Origin of the sequence: Granulicella sp. WH15 (genome assembly GCF_009914315.1) — a bacterium.
Lineage (GTDB): Bacteria > Acidobacteriota > Terriglobia > Terriglobales > Acidobacteriaceae > Edaphobacter.
Genome location: NZ_CP042596.1, coordinates 2852588 through 2868501, shown reverse-complemented (window position 1 = coordinate 2868501; position 15914 = coordinate 2852588). Strand labels below are relative to the sequence as shown.

Sequence of the window (15914 nt, the reverse complement as noted above, 5' to 3'; positions counted from 1 at the left end):
ACGAACCACAATTTGACGGCAGTCGGCCATCAGTTTGATCGCTGAACATGCTGACAAATTAGCTCATCATCTCGTGAATGAGCATCCCTGACCGCTGCTGCAATCGTCCCGCTGAAATAAGAGAATCGCGACAGGCAGAAACTATTACACGCATGTCTTCGCTCACTCGTGCGAATCCTAATAGTCGGCATACCGCTACAGGAATATCGTCACTGGGCATCCCAAAACCCTCCATCACGACTTGCTCCACTGCCGCACATATCTCTGCAGGCGAAACGTATTCAAGTTTCTTTGTTTGCGGAGAAAACGCAGAACGGTCCCGGACAGGATATTGTTCCTGCGTAATACTCACGAGGAAGTCATCTTTGTATCTAAATTTCTTCGACCGTGCACCCGATTCACATGCTCGAATGAGTGCTTCTTGAATCCGGCTGCCCATCCGCTGAATGCCAAGAGCGTCAGTTATCCTTCGACCTGCTTCGGTCCAATGAACTGGACTTTCGACCGCAACAACTTGATTAATCCATTCCACTAGCCGGATCATCGGCACCAGATGAAGGTCGTTCGAGCTAAGCGATATGTCAAGTTGGCAGAACTCATATGGCCGAACCATGGCGCTTGAAGATTTCTGATTTCTCTCGGTGGCGACAGGTGGCACTTCGGCAACAAGTTCGACATCGACAGGATCTGCCTCAATCTCGCGCGATACAGAAGCATCCGAAGGGGCCAGCTGTGCCGCCTCAATAGCGGCCTGAAGCCGTTCGACTTCGCGATCTCGGCTCTTGAACCAAGCTGTAGACCAAATGCGGTGAAGGTTCCATCCGAGACCAAGCAGGACTGCCCCCCTCAATCGATCTCGGTCTCTTGCGCTCCGTGCGCTATGGTACGCAGCACCGTCGCATTCGATGCCGATTAGATAACGCCCTGGCTTGCTCGGGTCGACAACCGCCATATCAATGAAGAACCCGGCGCAACCAACCTGCGGATGGACTTCGTATCCGAGACCTACCAGCGCATCAATAACTTGTTCTTCGAAGGGTGAATCGGGAAGGCGCCCTGCTGGAGTAGCGACTCCAAGCCGTCCGTGCTCGGCGTACTGAAGAAAATGCTTAAGCGCACGAAGTCCAGCGCCAGCCGTAGGACCCAGTTCAACATCGTCTGAACTCAGAGTAGTAAAGACCTCACAGCGCCTACGCGCGCGGGTAAAGAGCACGTTCAATCGCCTTTCACCGCCGTCTCGATTTACTGGCCCGAAACTCATTGCGAGATAACCCTCTGCTGTTCTCCCATAGCCGACACTTATGAAGATGACATCCCGTTCGTCGCCTTGGATATTTTCCAAGTTTTTAACGAAGAACGGTTCGTGAGGAGGCGTCGCGAAAAACTCTTCTAGTCCCGGATATCTTCTCCTCGCTATTTCGAGTTGGTCCAGTATCGCGTCTCTTTGCGCAACGCTGAAGGCAGCGACACCAAGGGTCAGTCGTTCCTTAGGATCACGTTTGAGTTGCTCTGTGGCATGCTTCATCACAGCTTCCGCAATGATGCGGGCTTCGGTCGGATTTGTTCGCGTTCGAGAACGTTCGTATGGCGCATCGGTGATCTTGTTGTAGATCAATCCGAGATTCTCGCTTCGTTGATCTGGGCTTGGGAACACCACTAACGTCTTGTAAAAGAGATAATTTGAACCCTCGATGAGCGATTCATGTCTGCTGCGATAGTGCCAACGCAACATTCTCTGATGGGCGCTTCGAGAGCAAAAGAGTCCAAGGATGCTTTCGATATCGGTCGTTGCAATTCCGTCACCGTCACCATCCGCTGCAACTAGGGAATCAAAAAAATTGCTCGGCGGAAGCTGCTTACTATCGCCGACAACAACCGCCTGAGAGGCTCTGACGATAGCTCCAAGCGCATCTGCTGGGCGTACTTGGCTCGCTTCATCGAATATAACGAGGTCGAAAGTTACTTCGGTTGGCGGCAAGAAGTTCGCGACAGATAAGGGGCTCATCATAAAAACGGGCTTCAATGCCTGGATGGCCAAGCCGGCGTTGGTCATCAGCTTACGGATTGGCGGAAACTTAGTCCTCCGTTCAAACATCGTGTAAAGGTAGCCAAGCTGACCGTTACCCGAACTGCTTTGGGGCATTCCCTCATGATGCGCGGTCACGACAGCTGCGCGCGCCCAACTCAAGGCTTTGTCATCCAGTCGACGGAACCTCTCCACAAGATCAGAATGAGTCTTCTGATCGAAATGCACCAGGGTTGGAAATCGCTCAAAGGCATGTGTAAGCAGTTGAGACGTCCGTGCATAGTCAAAAACATCGACAAGATGCGACGAAGCCGATTGCCACTTGTCAGCTAAATCCGTGAGCGCTTCAAGACCTTCGCTCACACAATCTTCTCGAACCAGAAGATATGCCACTAAAGCATCAAGACTGCTTGCACTATCCGCCAAAGAGAGCCATGATTCCTCGATGCTGACAAGAGATTGGCCCGGGCGGGTCGTTGCGGCAATGCCAAGGTCCTCGCTGGAAAACTTAAGCAACTCGATGACCGCTTTGCGAGTCGCTTCGAGGTGATGGAGTGCAACTTCAGTCGACGAAACGTCGTTTCTGACTGCACCATGGTCTGACGCTCCAGTTACGAATCCCGAACACCACCCCGGCAGTTGGCCGGATGCAGTATCACTCCTTATTGAAAGAACTGCTTCCATCTGAGATTTGAGTAAATCCCAGTCTGAGGCTCCTCCCCGCCAGTGGTGTCCGTAGGCTTCATCGAGAACTGCCGTGTGTTCCGCAAGAAGCTTTTCGCACACAGATGCTTCTTGAATGGCATTTGTGATTGCCAGATATTCCGGCACGTTGCGTGTGCCTGGTACGGCAAGGAGCGCCTTCGCTTGCTGGACTGTCGATTTCCACTTAGGCGACACGAAACGCCACCACTTGACTCCGAGGGCTTGAAGCTCATTTTGGAGAGAGTGGGTGTCAACCGACCAGGCATCGGCTCGTAGAAGACTTGTCCACTTTGCTCGAATATCAGATAGACGACGACCTGCTTCAATGGCCTTAAAAATAACTGCCTGATGCTTCCCCCAGACACCGCTTTGAATGTCCAGTCCCGTCAACGGTGGGGGGTCGAGCAGCCTCTTAGCGACATGGCAAAGACTTGAAATATCTGCTGGCGATGTTGGCTGCGCGGCCCCAAGAAGATTGGCCAGAGAGTGACCGGCTTGTCTTAATGCCACCGTAGCCTCAGCCGCTTCCCTGCAGTAGTGCCGAAGCCTATCTCTCGTCACAGGAAGAACGACTCGGATGTTACTTCCCCAATAAGGATGTTTTTCCGGTATGCCGGTCGAGTCAAGTCGATCTTGCAGCGACTTCACAAGATTTCGTCTCCGTTGAGTTTCGACTTCATCCCACTTCATAGAATCCGGCAGATCGAGGATTGGATTGTCTACCGTTGAGAGTCGAGCTATAGCAGGCAATATCAGACCAAACAGGTCGATAGGTCTTTCTCGTGACGCACCAATAGGCTCGTTAACGGCCCGGCAGTATTCGTTGAGTTCCTCCCGAGAAGCGGCGAGAGTTTCCTGCTCAGCAGAGCGAGGCCGGGACACCAACAGATCAAGTCCGGCAGTACGTTTTAGCTCGTCGATGACCTCCTTCTTCTTTGCCTTGTTGCTGTGCAGCTCAAGACATGGGTTCCCTAGACCAATCTTGTCGAGACGCTTCTTCACTACATCGAGCGCTGCCTGTTTTTCGGAGACGAAAAGAATTTTCTTGTTGCTTGCGAGTGCTTCAGCGATCATATTGACGATCGTTTGAGACTTGCCCGTTCCGGGTGGCCCCTGGATCACCATACTTTTACCGCTGGCGACATCAAGCAGAGCAAGCGTTTGTGAGCTGTCGGCGTCGACTACGTGGAAGCATTTACTTGAGCTGAGGTGCTCGTCAAGATAGGACTCTTCATTCAGTGATGACCCATCGCCTGCAAACGAACCCTGGCCGAGTAGTTTTGACAAGAGCTCGTGCTTAAGGAGGACGCTTTCTTCTGGCCATGTTGACGGATCGAGATCCCTGTACATGAGAAATTTAGAAAATGAGAAGAAACCCAGGACGACCGAATGGCGATCTATAGACCATGTTGGATTCGCCGAGATTGCTTCGGCAAACCGATCGAAGTACTGCTCAGCGTCGAATTCGTCAGTTTCACTACCGGAGTCAAATGCGATGCCAAACTGTTTTAGAAACTCAATCAAGCAAACGTTTGGGGATACATCGTCACCGGAATAGCAAAGGCGAAATCCCTCCGAGGAACTTTCTCTACTCAGTTCAACCGGCACAAGGAGCAGCGGTGCGCGATGAATGTCATCTGGTGCTGCAGGGTCGCTCCAAGCCAACATCCCGAGAGCAACGAAAAGCGTGTTGACGCCCTGTTCTTCGACAGAACTGCGGGCTGAATAGTATGTCGCCAAGAGCCTAGATTCAAGGTCTTTTTCACTATGAATGGCCGCGAGTGTTCCGTCTGGAACATCCCCACTTCCCCATAGCGCCTGTTGCTCAGGCGAGAGTTGTCTCCATGACATATCAGCGGATTTCAAGTCTGCATCCCCATCCGCGAGAAGAAGTTGCTCACGTTTCCGCATTCGATAGGCAGGTGCGAACTCGAACTCCTGACTCTCTACAACCAGTTGCCGGAAGATGCTGCTTGCATCGGTGGGCATGCTCTCAGCACCGCGTGCTTTCAGCAAGCGGTAGTTGAGAAGCGGGTTCCGCATCCCGAAGTCGAGCAGGTCTTTACGAACCTCCTCAAGAATTGGGCGCAAATCTTCCGTTACTGGTATTCCGGCTGTACCCATGATGAGTCTGCGCTTCCAAGGCGGAGTTCAAGTTGTTAAGTGGTACAAGGATAAACCCTCAAGGCTTCCGGAGAGGCCGCAACACAATGAAATGGAATTGTCTGGACAAAGCGGGTCGTCAGCTAAACAAACTGGCCGGTAACGTCAAAAAGAGATTGGCAGTAGGCCTCATGAATCTTGTTGAGTCGTCCGATACAAACACTCGCACTCGGACGATGCGAGGGCGGTTTCGAAAGCATCGCCTTAACCAAGTAGGTCAACTTTTGCCCTTGATCGCCCTTGATATCACGCAGGTTTAGAGCAATTGGATCTGTGATCTTGCCCGGCTGACGTTGAGGATTTACCCCCGTCAAGAGTTCGTAGAAGACGGTCCCAAACTGAAAGATGTCACTTGCAGGCGTAATAACTGTCTTGTGGTCAATCGCTCTTTGAACTAGTTCTGGTGTTCGATACCTCCACGGCATCCCTGGCCATTGAGTCCCTTCAAGTGCATCGATATCGTTCTCTGGTTCGAGATCGGCCAAGACCTTTACTAATCCAAAGTCGGCCAACTTCGCACCCATCTCGCTAATGAGAATGTTTTCAGGTTTGATGTCACGATGAATCAGAGGCGGCGTCGCACAATGAAGACAGTCGATAGCCGACAGACAGTTCAGTGCAATTCTGAGAGCTCTCAGCCGGTCAACCTGCTTGGCTGCGATGAGCGAGCGAGCCGTAACGGGAACGTATTCGATTACGGCGAACGGATATTTGGCACCGGTACTGGCCGTGAAAGTTCCTTCGTCAAAGATTCGCGTGATTGCAGGGTGATTCAACGAGCGGAGATGCTCAATTTCGGACAGAAAGGCTTCGCGTCGGAGCTCGTCGCTGATCTTGTGAAAGACCTTTAGTACAAATTGCATACCGACATTTGGTCCAGATGAGCATGTGACCAAGAACGCCGTTCCGTTTCCCCCGCGTCCCAAGAAGCGCTGGTTGTAATACCAAGCGTTCACTCCCTTTACGGATTGCAAATAGTCCAGGAAGAAGTGGTCGTGGAGAGACTCCGCATTTGATTGCAACGGCATCGGGGAACCTCACATTGCTTATCCGTCTGAGATGGTTGGCTGCTTGTGAAGCATAAACCACACCGCCCGCACTGCGACTCAAAGCTGATCGTCACGCCTAAGAATGTGCCGCCATGCGCTCTGCATCCTCCCCCCGCACCAAACTTTATTTCATCCTGTCGATCTCAACAGCCACCAAAACAGCCACCGGAGCAAAACGAAGAAAGCCACCTCTCGGGTGGCCTCTGCAACTTACTGATTTCTATGGTGTTTATGGCTCCTGAGGTAGGACTCGAACCTACAACCCTTCGGTTAACAGCCGAATGCTCTGCCATTGAGCTACTCAGGAGTGTCTGTGATTCGCGCGGATAACGTCGCGCTGCACTCATACAGTTATAACAAATGAATGGGGATGGGTCAAAGTGCGAGGCTGGATTTGTGGATTTCAGGAGGCTTACCAGCTAAGGCTGAGTAGCCGGGGCGGTATAGACCCTTGCGTGCACCTGGGTTTGGCTGGCGGGGCATACGAGCACATAGGTACCCGCTGTGCCGTCGCCCCAAGGTCGTGTCCGGGCGGTGTCGAGGAAGAGGCCGTACTGGAGCGGGTGCCCGGAACTTCAAATCCGAGCACCGGGTGTGCCCGGCACACCAGCATCTCGAACCCTGACACCGACCCGGGGTTGCAAGTGCGGAACGATCTGGCCCTGCTGGAGGGCGTGTTTAAAATTCGATTCATTTACCACGGCCATGAATATGCAATGGAGAAGTGAAGGATTGTCAGCATAATGCTGACTCATTTACGGCTTCTTCTTTGCAACGGCTGATTCTTGAGGGAGGAGCGTGTCGTCCCATCCACCTCCCAGAGCCTCGATCAACTGTACGCTGCTGGTGAAGCGCTGTGTGCGCAGGTTGACTGTGGTCTGTTGATTGGTGAGCAGATCGGTCTCGGCGGTGAATACGTTGAGGAATGTATCGACGCCGGTGCGATAGCGAACGTTGGCTAGATCGAGATAGCGCTGCGCTTCAACCACGGCCTGCTGCTGCTGTTGCTCCTGCTGGGCCAGGATGCGTTGCGCGGCAAGGTAGTCCTCCGTCTGCTGGAACGCTGTGAGCACTGTCTGCCGATAGGCCGCGACATTGCCATCGTATTGGGCCTTGTACTGGTCGAGCACTGAACGACGTGCTCCGGCGTCGAAGAGGGTTTGGGTCGCGGAAGGGCCTATCGAGAAGAAGCGGCTGGGCCAGGTGAACCAACTGCCAACGGTTGCGCTTTGAAGACCGGCTGTGCCGCTGATGCTGAAGGATGGATAGAATGCAGCGGTCTGCACGCCAATCAAGGCATTGGCCTGCGACATGGCTCGCTCGGCGGCGGCTATGTCCGGACGGCGTTGTAGAAGCTCCGTGGGGATGCCTGCGGGGATGAATGGAGGAACATCCGTCTGTGGCTTCTCCGGGATCGAGAAGGCCGAGGCTGGCTCGCCAAGCAGCAGTGCGATTGCGTGCTCGTATTGAGCCCGTGCGAGACGTAGATTGGTGGCTGAGGCTTCGGCGGTCTTCAGGTTTAACTTCGCTTGCGCGACCGACTGTTCATTATCGATTCCGGTTCGGCTTAGCACTTGTGTGAGTCGGAGGCTCTGTTGGTATGCGTCGATCGTCTTGCGGTAGAGAGCGATCTGCGCGTCCTGCCCGCGTATCTCGAAGTAGTAGACGGCCAGGTTGGCTTGTTCGGAGAGTTTTTCGTTAGCCAGGTCTGCTGCGCTCACCTGGGCAGCGTTGGCATATTCACGCACGGTGCTTCGGATGCGTCCCCATACATCGGGCTCCCATGAGACGTCGAACGGCAGGCTGAACTCATTGCTGTTGAGGTTGACTCCACTGAGTTCCACTGCCGATGTCGTGTCGTGGGCCGACGCTCGTGCTCGTGTGTAGGACGGCGTTGTGGTTAGGGTCGGGGAGTAGCTCGCACGCGCCTGCCTTACCTGCGCTCTCGCGGCCATAAAGTTTTGAAAAGCCTGCGCGATGTTCTGGTTGGAGATGTTGAGGCGATCTTCCAATGCGTTGAGCTCGGGCTCCTGGTAGATCTCCCACCACTTCAATCCAGAGGAGGCAAGTTGTGGCGAGGCTGTCTTCCAGACTGTTCCATCAGAGGCTATCTGTGGTTCGGTTTCTTTGAATGCGGGCGGTGCTTGTACTGTCGGACGAATATACTTAGGCCCGACCTGGCAGCCTTGCAGAGCGATAGTTGCTGCTGCGATGGCGAGTATCGCGTTGCGAGACAAAATGTGTGAGTGGTTCATCGTATGTCCTTAGATTGCCTCCGAGTGTTGGCTAAAGCCAGTGGTCTTCGTGCGCCTTCTGCGCAGCCACTGGCTTATGCGATCGAAGTAGAGATAGATCACCGGCGTTGTGTAGAGCGTGATGAGCTGGCTGAAGATTAGGCCACCAGCGATAGAGACTCCGAGGGGGCGTCGCAGCTCGGCTCCGGTGCCGTTGCCGAAGATGAGAGGCAGGGCTGCAAAGAGTGCTGCGAGTGTCGTCATCAGGATCGGCCGGAAGCGCATGATGCAGGCTTCAAAGATGGAGTCTTCAGTGTTCTTGCCCTCCAGCCGCTCGGCCTGTAAGGCAAAGTCGATCATCATGATCGCATTTTTCTTCACGATGCCGATGAGGAGGAAGATTCCAATCACGGAGATGACGTCGAACTCGCTGTGGAAGACGATCAGCGCGAAGATAGCGCCGACACCAGCGGAAGGAAGTGTCGAAAGAATAGTGATGGGATGGATGAGGCTTTCATACAGGATGCCCAGGACGATGTAGATCGCCAGCAGGGCCGTCACGATGAGCAGGGGCTCGCTGGACAGAGCCTTTTGCGCGGCTTCGGCGGTTCCCGCGAACTGTGTTCTTACCGATGCGGGTACGCCGATGCGGTCCTGCATCTTGCGGATAAGCATCATGGCCTGATCGAGGGAGACTCCGGGAGCGAGGTTGAAGGAGATCGTTGCTGAGGGAAAGAACGAGGAGTGATTTACAGCAAGAGGTGAGGTCAGGGCTTGCTTCGACGTAAAGGCCGCCAGAGGCACGGAGCCTTTGCCGCCAACCTGGATGTAGGTAGCGTCGAGTGTGGATGGATAGCGATAGAACTGCGGCGCGGCCTCGAGCACTGTGTAGTACTGATTCAGCGGGCTGTAGATGGTTGAGACCAGCGATTCGCCGAACTCGTAATAGAGCGAGCTGTCGATCAGTTGCGGTGTAATGCCGAGTCGAGCTGCGGTGCGGCGGTCGTAGTTAAGCTGCATCTGTAGCCCTTGATTTTGCTGGTCGGTGGTCACGTCTTTCAACTGGGGCATCTTCCGCATCTGATCGTAAAGAGCCGGTCCCCAGGTCATCAGGTCGTCGACCGAGTCTCCCGAAAGCTGGTACTGATAGGCCGCGTTGCTCTGGCGTGCGCCGATGCCAAGCTCGGGCAGAGGCTGCATGAAGGTGGAGGCTCCGGTAAGTGATTGGAGCTTCGGTCTTAGCCGGTCGAGCACCTGGGAGGCGCTCATCTTGCGCTCTTCATGTGGCTTAAGACTTACGAGCAGGAAGCCGGAGTTGCTGGCTCCTGCTGGACCTCCGGCCCCGGTAAAGCCGACGACGCTTTGCACTGTCGGATCGCTCAGGATGGTCTTCTGGATCTGCATCAGGGAACTCTTCATGGACTCGAACGAAGCATCTTGTGAGCCTTGAAAGCCCCCGATCAGAGCGCCGGTGTCCTGAACGGGAAATAAGCCCTTATCTACAAAACGGAAGAGCACACCGTTCATGACCAGGGCCAGCACTAGCGTGAGCATCACAAGCGCTGGATGACGCAGCGCCCAGACAAGGCTGCTGCGATAGAGGGAGAGCAGCAGCTCGAAGCTGCGTTCGCTCAGGCGGTACAGTTTTCCGTGGCGTCCTTTCGCGTGGGGCTTGAGGAGGTAGGCGCACATCATCGGCGTGACGGTCAAGGAGACGACCATCGAGACAAGAATGGAAGCTGTGAGGGTGTAGGCGAACTCGTGAAAGAGTCGGCCGACCACGCCGCCCATGAAGAGCAGAGGAACGAAGACGGCGACGAGAGAGAGGCTCATGGAGACAACGGTGAAGCTGACTTCCTTTGCTCCCTGCAGGGCTGCTTCGTGTGGCTGCATTCCTTCTTCGAGCAGGCGGGCGATGTTCTCCATGACGACGATGGCATCGTCTACGACGAAGCCGGTGGAGATTGTCAGAGCCATCAGCGAAAGATTGTTCAGGCTGAAGCCCAGCAGGTACATGAAGGCGAAGGTGCCCACGAGAGAGACGACCATTGCCACGCCTGGGATAAGCGTCGAACGCGGGCTGCGCAGGAAGACGAAGACCACGATGACTACGAGAAGAATCGACAGGAGCAGGGTTAGCTCGATATCGCTTACTGAGGCTCGAATCGTGGTGGTCAGGTCCATGGAGATATCGAGATGGTCGCCCGCGGGAAGGGAGGCGCGGATCGCGGGCAGAGCCTTCTTGATGCGGTCGACGGTGTCGATCACGTTGGCGTTCGAGACGCGGGAGACGATGAGGAATACGCTTGGCTTGGCGTTGACGAAGCCCGCGGCGCGGACACTCTGCACTGAGTCCGATACGGTGGCTACGTCGCTCAGGCGAACGACGTGACCGTTCTTGCTGGCTATGACCAGGGGTGCATAATCTTTTGCCTTGGATATCTGATCGTTCGCGATGATGTCGACCGTCATCCGGTCGTCGCTGAACTGTCCCTTGGGACGATTCGAGTTTTGCCCGGAGATGGCCCGGGCTACATCCTGTACGCCGATGCCGTAGCTGTTGAGTTGTTGCGGGAGTATGTCGATACGTACGGCGGGTAATGAGGAGCCTGCGGCTTGAACTTGGCCTACGCCTTTGATCTGGGCGATCTTCTGTTCAACGACGGAAGAAGCGGTGTCATACATGGCCCCTTGTCCCTGGGTGTCCGACGTTAGATTCAGGATCATGATCGGGGCGAGTGCGGTGTTGACTTTGCGGTATGTGGGATTGGATGGAAGGTTCGCGGGTAGGTAAGTTCGCGCGGCGTTGATGGCTGCTTCTACATCGCGTGCAGCACCATCGACGTCGCGGCTGTAGTCGAACTGCAAGGTGATGGAGGAGGTGCCGAGTGTGCTTGAGGACGTCATCTGGCTGATGCCGGCGATGTGGCCGAACTGACGCTCAAGCGGTGTGGCGATAGACGACGCCATAATCTCGGGGCTGGCGCCGGGCAGGGATGAGGCCACGGTGATGGTGGCTAGATCCATCTGCGGCAGCGATGCGATCGGTAATGCGCGGAAGGCAAGAAAGCCGGAGATGATGATCGCGATTGCGAGAAGTGTCGTGCCTACGGGACGTTTGATGAAGAGGGCGGAGATGTTCATGCGTTCTCCGCCGTGTCGAGAGTGAGTCGCGATGGCTCACGATGTTTGAAGCGTTTGGACAGACGATCGAAGAAGACATAGATGACCGGTGTGGTGAAGAGGGTCAACGCCTGGCTGACGAGGAGACCGCCGACCATAGCGACGCCGAGCGGACGGCGCAGCTCCGAGCCGATCCCCGATCCGAAGGCCAAGGGAATGCCAGCGAAGAGAGCGCACAGTGTGGTCATCATGATGGGGCGGAAGCGTAGCTGCGATGCTTCGAAGATCGACTCTGTCGAACTTTTGCCATGATCTCGTTCTGCTTCGAGAGCGAAGTCGACGATCATGATTCCGTTCTTCTTCACAATGCCGATGAGAAGAATGATTCCGATGACTGCGATGATGTCCAGGTCGAGGTGGAAGAGTCGCAAGGCGAGCAGGGCACCGACGCCAGCCGATGGCAACGTGGAGAGGATCGTAAGCGGATGGATGAAGCTTTCATACAGAACTCCGAGCACGATATAAACCGCTGCAAGCGCAGCCAAAATCAGGATCGCCTCATTGGAGCCGAGGGACTTGAATGCCGAGGCCGTACCTTGCTCGCTGGCCTGAACGCTGGCGGGCATATGTAACTGTTGCTGAGTTTTATCTACAGCTTCGATTGCCTGGCCGAGTGAGTATCCCGGTGCGACATTGAACGAGATGGTGACGACAGGGAACTGTCCCTGATGCTCAATGATGAGCGGCGATCGGACCATCTCGTAATGGCTGATTGCGGAGAGGGGCACTGGTGTTGACTGGGTGCTGGAGGTGCCTGGAGAGCTTTGGTTGTTGGATGAGCCAACGGATGCCGATTGGGATTGGCTGTTGCTGGACGATGAGCCGGAGGTCGTGGACGCCAAGCCACTTACTGGAGCGGTGGATGCCAGCCCAGTGCTGGGTGAATTGGTGGAAGTGAGTGTGGTTTGCTGTGGTGTCGTAGTGGATATGCCGGTACCGCTGCTTGTCGTAAGCGAGTTGTTGGTGGTGGAGCTGATGCCACTTGTCGAAGTGGGCGAGAGCGTCGAAAGCACTCCGGTTGATGCGCTGGATGTGCGGCCGGAGGTGCTTTGTGCCGCATTGGTGCCACTGGAGTTGCTGGCTCCCTGGATGTAGATCTGATCGAGTTGCGAGGGGTTCTTCTGGAACTCGGGCAATGCTTCGAGAATGACGTGATACTGGTTGGATTGCGTGTAGAGGGTGCTGATCTGACGTTGGCCGTATGCGTCGTACAGTGTCGAGTCGACGGCGTCGGGTGTGATGTTGAAACGGGAGGCGGTGGGGCGGTCGATGGAGAGCTTCGCGCTGACTCCATTCGGGGCTTGGTCTGTTGCGACGTCCGCGATCTGCGGAAGCTTGCGAAGCTCGGCAACCATCTTGTCGGTCCAGTATCCAAGCTCTTCGATATTGGGGTCTTCGAGAGTGTACTGGTACTGGGTGCGGCTGGCGCGATCGTCTACCGTAAGGTCTTGCACTGGTTGCAGATAGAGTTGGATGCCAGGAACTTGTTTTTGGAGGTTGCTTTCTAACCTGGCAGCTACCTGGGCAGCGGTGAGATGGCGTTCAGAGACCGGCTTCAGGTTGATCTGGACGCGGCCGCTGTTTAGCGTAGTATTCGTTCCGTCAGCTCCGATGAAGGAAGACAGGCTGGCGACGGCTGGATCTTTGAGGATGACCTCGCTGAGCTGCTGTTGCTTGCGAACCATCGCGGTGAACGAGATGGATTCGGGGGCTTGTGAGATACCTTGGAGGATGCCTGTATCTTGTACGGGGAAGAAGCCCTTGGGTATCTCGATGAACTGATAGATGGTAAGGACAAGCATGGCCGATGCGACGAGTAACGTTGCCGTCTCATGCTTTAGCACCCAGCGTAGCGCGCGGCCATAGGCGGCAATGATGCGTTCGAAGGCCGTCTCGGTCCAGCGATAGAAGCGGTTCTGTTCGGAGACAGGCGTGTGGCGCAGTAGGCGGGAGCTCATCATCGGCGTCAATGTGAGCGATACGAATGCGGAGATCAGAATAGTGATGCTGAGCGAGATGGCGAACTCGCGAAAGAGGCGGCCTACGATATCGCCCATGAAGAGCAGCGGGATGAGTACGGCGATCAGGGAGATGGTGAGGGAGATGATGGTGAAGCCAATCTGCCCGGCGCCCTTAAGGGCGGCCTCAACCGGCTCCATACCTTCTTCCAGGTAACGCGAGATGTTTTCCAGCATCACGATGGCGTCGTCCACGACAAAGCCGGTCGAGATGGTGAAGGCCATCAGGGTCAGGTTGTTGAGGCTGTAACCGAGCAGGTACATGACTGCCAGGGTGCCCACAAGTGAGAGAGGAACCGCGATGCTGGGGATCGCCGTCGCAGCGAAGTTTCGGAGGAAGACAAAGATCACCAGGATGACGAGGCCGATGGTCAGCATCAGCTCGTACTCCACATCACGGACTGATGCGTGAATAGTGGTTGTCCTATCCGTCAGTACGTCGAGCTTTATGGAGGCGGGGAGAGATGTTTTGAGCGCGGGAAGAAGGTCTTCGATCTCCTTCACTACTGCGATGGTGTTTGCGCCGGGTTGCCTGCGAATATTGACGATGACGGCTGGAGTTTTGTTCTCCCAGGCTGCGAGCTTTGTGTTTTCGATGCCGTCGGTGATCTTGGCTACATCTTGCAGCATGACCGGCGAACCGTTGCGGTAGGCCACGACTACATCACGGAAGCCTGCGCTAGATAAGAGCTGATCGTTGGCATTGATCTGGAAGCTCTGTGCGGGACCATCGAAGCTGCCCTTGGCCGTGTTCACTGTTGTGGCGGCTAGTGCTGAGCGAAGGTCTTCGAGATTCAGACCATAGGAAGCGAGTGCTACTGGATTTACCTGGATGCGGACCGCAGGCTTCTGCCCGCCGCTGATCGTTACCAGGCCGACGCCGCTTAGCTGTGAGATCTTCGGAGTAAGTCGGCTGTCGACTAAGTCTTCTACCTTCGACAGCGGCAGTGCTTCGGAGGTGAGAGCAAGTGTGAGGACGGGGGCATCGGCTGGATTCGACTTACTGTACACAGGAGGAACAGGGAGGTCGGTGGGGAGGAAGCCCTGCGCGGCATTGATGCCTGCCTGCACCTCTTGCTCGGCGACGTCTATGCTGAGGTCCAAGGCAAACTGCAGAACGATGATGGAGCTTCCGTCCGAGCTGGTGGAGGTCATCTGGGTAAGGCCGGGGACCTGGCCGAACTGGCGCTCAAGCGGCGCGGTCACGCCGGATGCCATGACTTCGGGGCTCGCGCCCGGATAGAACGTTTGCACCTGGATGGTGGGGTAGTCTGCCTGCGGAAGCGCCGACACGGGCAGGCTGGTATAGGCCGCCAGTCCAAGCACGAGAATGGCGGCCATCATAAGTGCGGTAGCCACCGGACGAAGAATGAAGATGCGCGAAAAGTTCATCGCGCGCTCTCGACCGGTGCCTTCGCAGCCTGGGGTTGGCGCTGCACGGTGATCTGTTGTCCGTCCTGTAGCTTGTCGAAGCCTGTGATCGCGACGACGTCGCCGGTGTTGATACCTTGAACGGCGGAGGTGGGACCTTCGGTGGTCAGCTCAGTGATGTCGTGCATCTTGACGGTGTTGCCGGTGAGTACATAAGCAAACGACTTGATGCCGTTGCGCTGAACGGCTGCGCTGGGGATGAGGACTACATCATGCAGGGTCTTTACTTGAAGGCGAGCGTTGACAAACTGATTGGGGAAGAGCTTCAGGTCGATGTTTGGAAACTGAGCCCTGAAGCGTACGGTGCCTGTTGATGTGTCAACGAGGTTATCGAGTGTCAGGAGCTTGCCGGTTGCGATCTTGTGTTGCAGAGAGCGGTCGAAGGCATCCACGGGTAGCATCTGGCGGCGCGTGACCTCATCGCCGATCTCATTGAGATGATCTTCGGCGACATCGAAGACTATGGTAATTGGGCGAAGCTGTGTGACCACGACGAGGGGATTGGAGCCCCCGGCAAAGACCGTGTTGCCTGGGTCGATCAGACGCAGGCCTACCCGGCCGTCGATGGGAGAGGTGAGATGGCAGTAGTCCAGCTGTACCTGCGCATACTGCACCTGACCGATGTCGTTCTTGATCGTCGCCTGGTACTGATCTACAAGGAGCTTCTGGTCTTCATAGGTCTGGCGTGCAATTGCCTGCTCGCCCGATGCTTCTTGATAACGCTTGAGATCCATCTGCGCCTGTTGCAGCAGCAGGCGGTCGTGCTCCAGCGTGCCTTCTACCTGCTGCAGCTGAGCTTGATAGGGACGCGGGTCGATGTCGATAAGTGGGTCTCCACGATGGACCATCTGGCCCTCGACGTAATGAACTCCGACGACTCGGCCGGTGACCTGGCTGTAGAGGTTGATTGTGGCCTGGGGAGTGACGGTTCCGAGCGCGTCGATGTACATGCCGATGTCGCCGCGAGTCGCGGAAGCGACTTCGATAGTCGGGATTGTGGGCTGGTCCGCGTTGGCACCGCTGTTTGCTGCTTTGCGTCGTGAGATGAGCACGGCGCTCGCGGCGATGAGCAGCACAAGTGCAAGGAGTATCCATCGCCCGAAAC

General features: G+C 55.6%; 6 protein-coding genes and 1 tRNA gene. All 7 read right to left on the bottom strand.

Going from position 1 to position 15914, the window contains the following annotated elements; genetic code table 11:
- Positions 1-58 precede the first annotated feature (58 nt).
- Positions 59-4855 (bottom strand): DUF3320 domain-containing protein, encoded by a 4797-nt coding sequence (locus tag FTO74_RS11905; RefSeq protein WP_162538349.1) that lies wholly within the window; start codon positions 4853-4855, stop codon positions 59-61.
- A gap of 122 nt (positions 4856-4977) precedes the next feature.
- Positions 4978-5922, bottom strand: a complete 945-nt coding sequence (locus FTO74_RS11900; protein WP_162538348.1) for a protein kinase — start codon at positions 5920-5922, stop codon at positions 4978-4980.
- A 253-nt stretch (positions 5923-6175) separates the two neighbouring features.
- Positions 6176-6250 (bottom strand) — tRNA-Asn (locus FTO74_RS11895).
- A gap of 448 nt (positions 6251-6698) precedes the next feature.
- Positions 6699-8198, bottom strand: a complete 1500-nt coding sequence (locus tag FTO74_RS11885; RefSeq protein ID WP_162538347.1) for an efflux transporter outer membrane subunit — start codon at positions 8196-8198, stop codon at positions 6699-6701.
- 9 nt (positions 8199-8207) lie between these two features.
- Positions 8208-11321, bottom strand: coding sequence for an efflux RND transporter permease subunit (locus FTO74_RS11880; protein WP_162538346.1), 3114 nt, complete (start codon positions 11319-11321; stop codon positions 8208-8210).
- Positions 11318-14770: an efflux RND transporter permease subunit gene (locus tag FTO74_RS11875; protein ID WP_162538345.1), complete on the bottom strand. Its 3453-nt coding sequence runs from the start codon at positions 14768-14770 to the stop codon at positions 11318-11320. The genes FTO74_RS11880 and FTO74_RS11875 overlap by 4 nt, the downstream gene beginning before the upstream one ends.
- The gene (locus FTO74_RS11870) at positions 14767-15885 is read right to left on the bottom strand and encodes an efflux RND transporter periplasmic adaptor subunit (protein WP_255462223.1); all 1119 of its coding nucleotides are present in this window, start codon (positions 15883-15885) and stop codon (positions 14767-14769) included. The genes FTO74_RS11875 and FTO74_RS11870 overlap by 4 nt, the downstream gene beginning before the upstream one ends.
- Positions 15886-15914: the final 29 nt, after the last annotated feature.

Excerpts from the sequence above, each read along its gene's own strand:
- FTO74_RS11900 (WP_162538348.1), bottom strand. The coding sequence starts at position 5,922 with ATGCCGTTGCAATCAAATGCGGAGTCTCTCCACGACCACTTCTTCCTG.
- FTO74_RS11905 (WP_162538349.1), bottom strand. The coding sequence starts at position 4,855 with ATGGGTACAGCCGGAATACCAGTAACGGAAGATTTGCGCCCAATTCTT.
- FTO74_RS11875 (WP_162538345.1), bottom strand. The coding sequence starts at position 14,770 with ATGAACTTTTCGCGCATCTTCATTCTTCGTCCGGTGGCTACCGCACTT.
- FTO74_RS11880 (WP_162538346.1), bottom strand. The coding sequence starts at position 11,321 with ATGAACATCTCCGCCCTCTTCATCAAACGTCCCGTAGGCACGACACTT.
- FTO74_RS11885 (WP_162538347.1), bottom strand. The coding sequence starts at position 8,198 with ATGAACCACTCACACATTTTGTCTCGCAACGCGATACTCGCCATCGCA.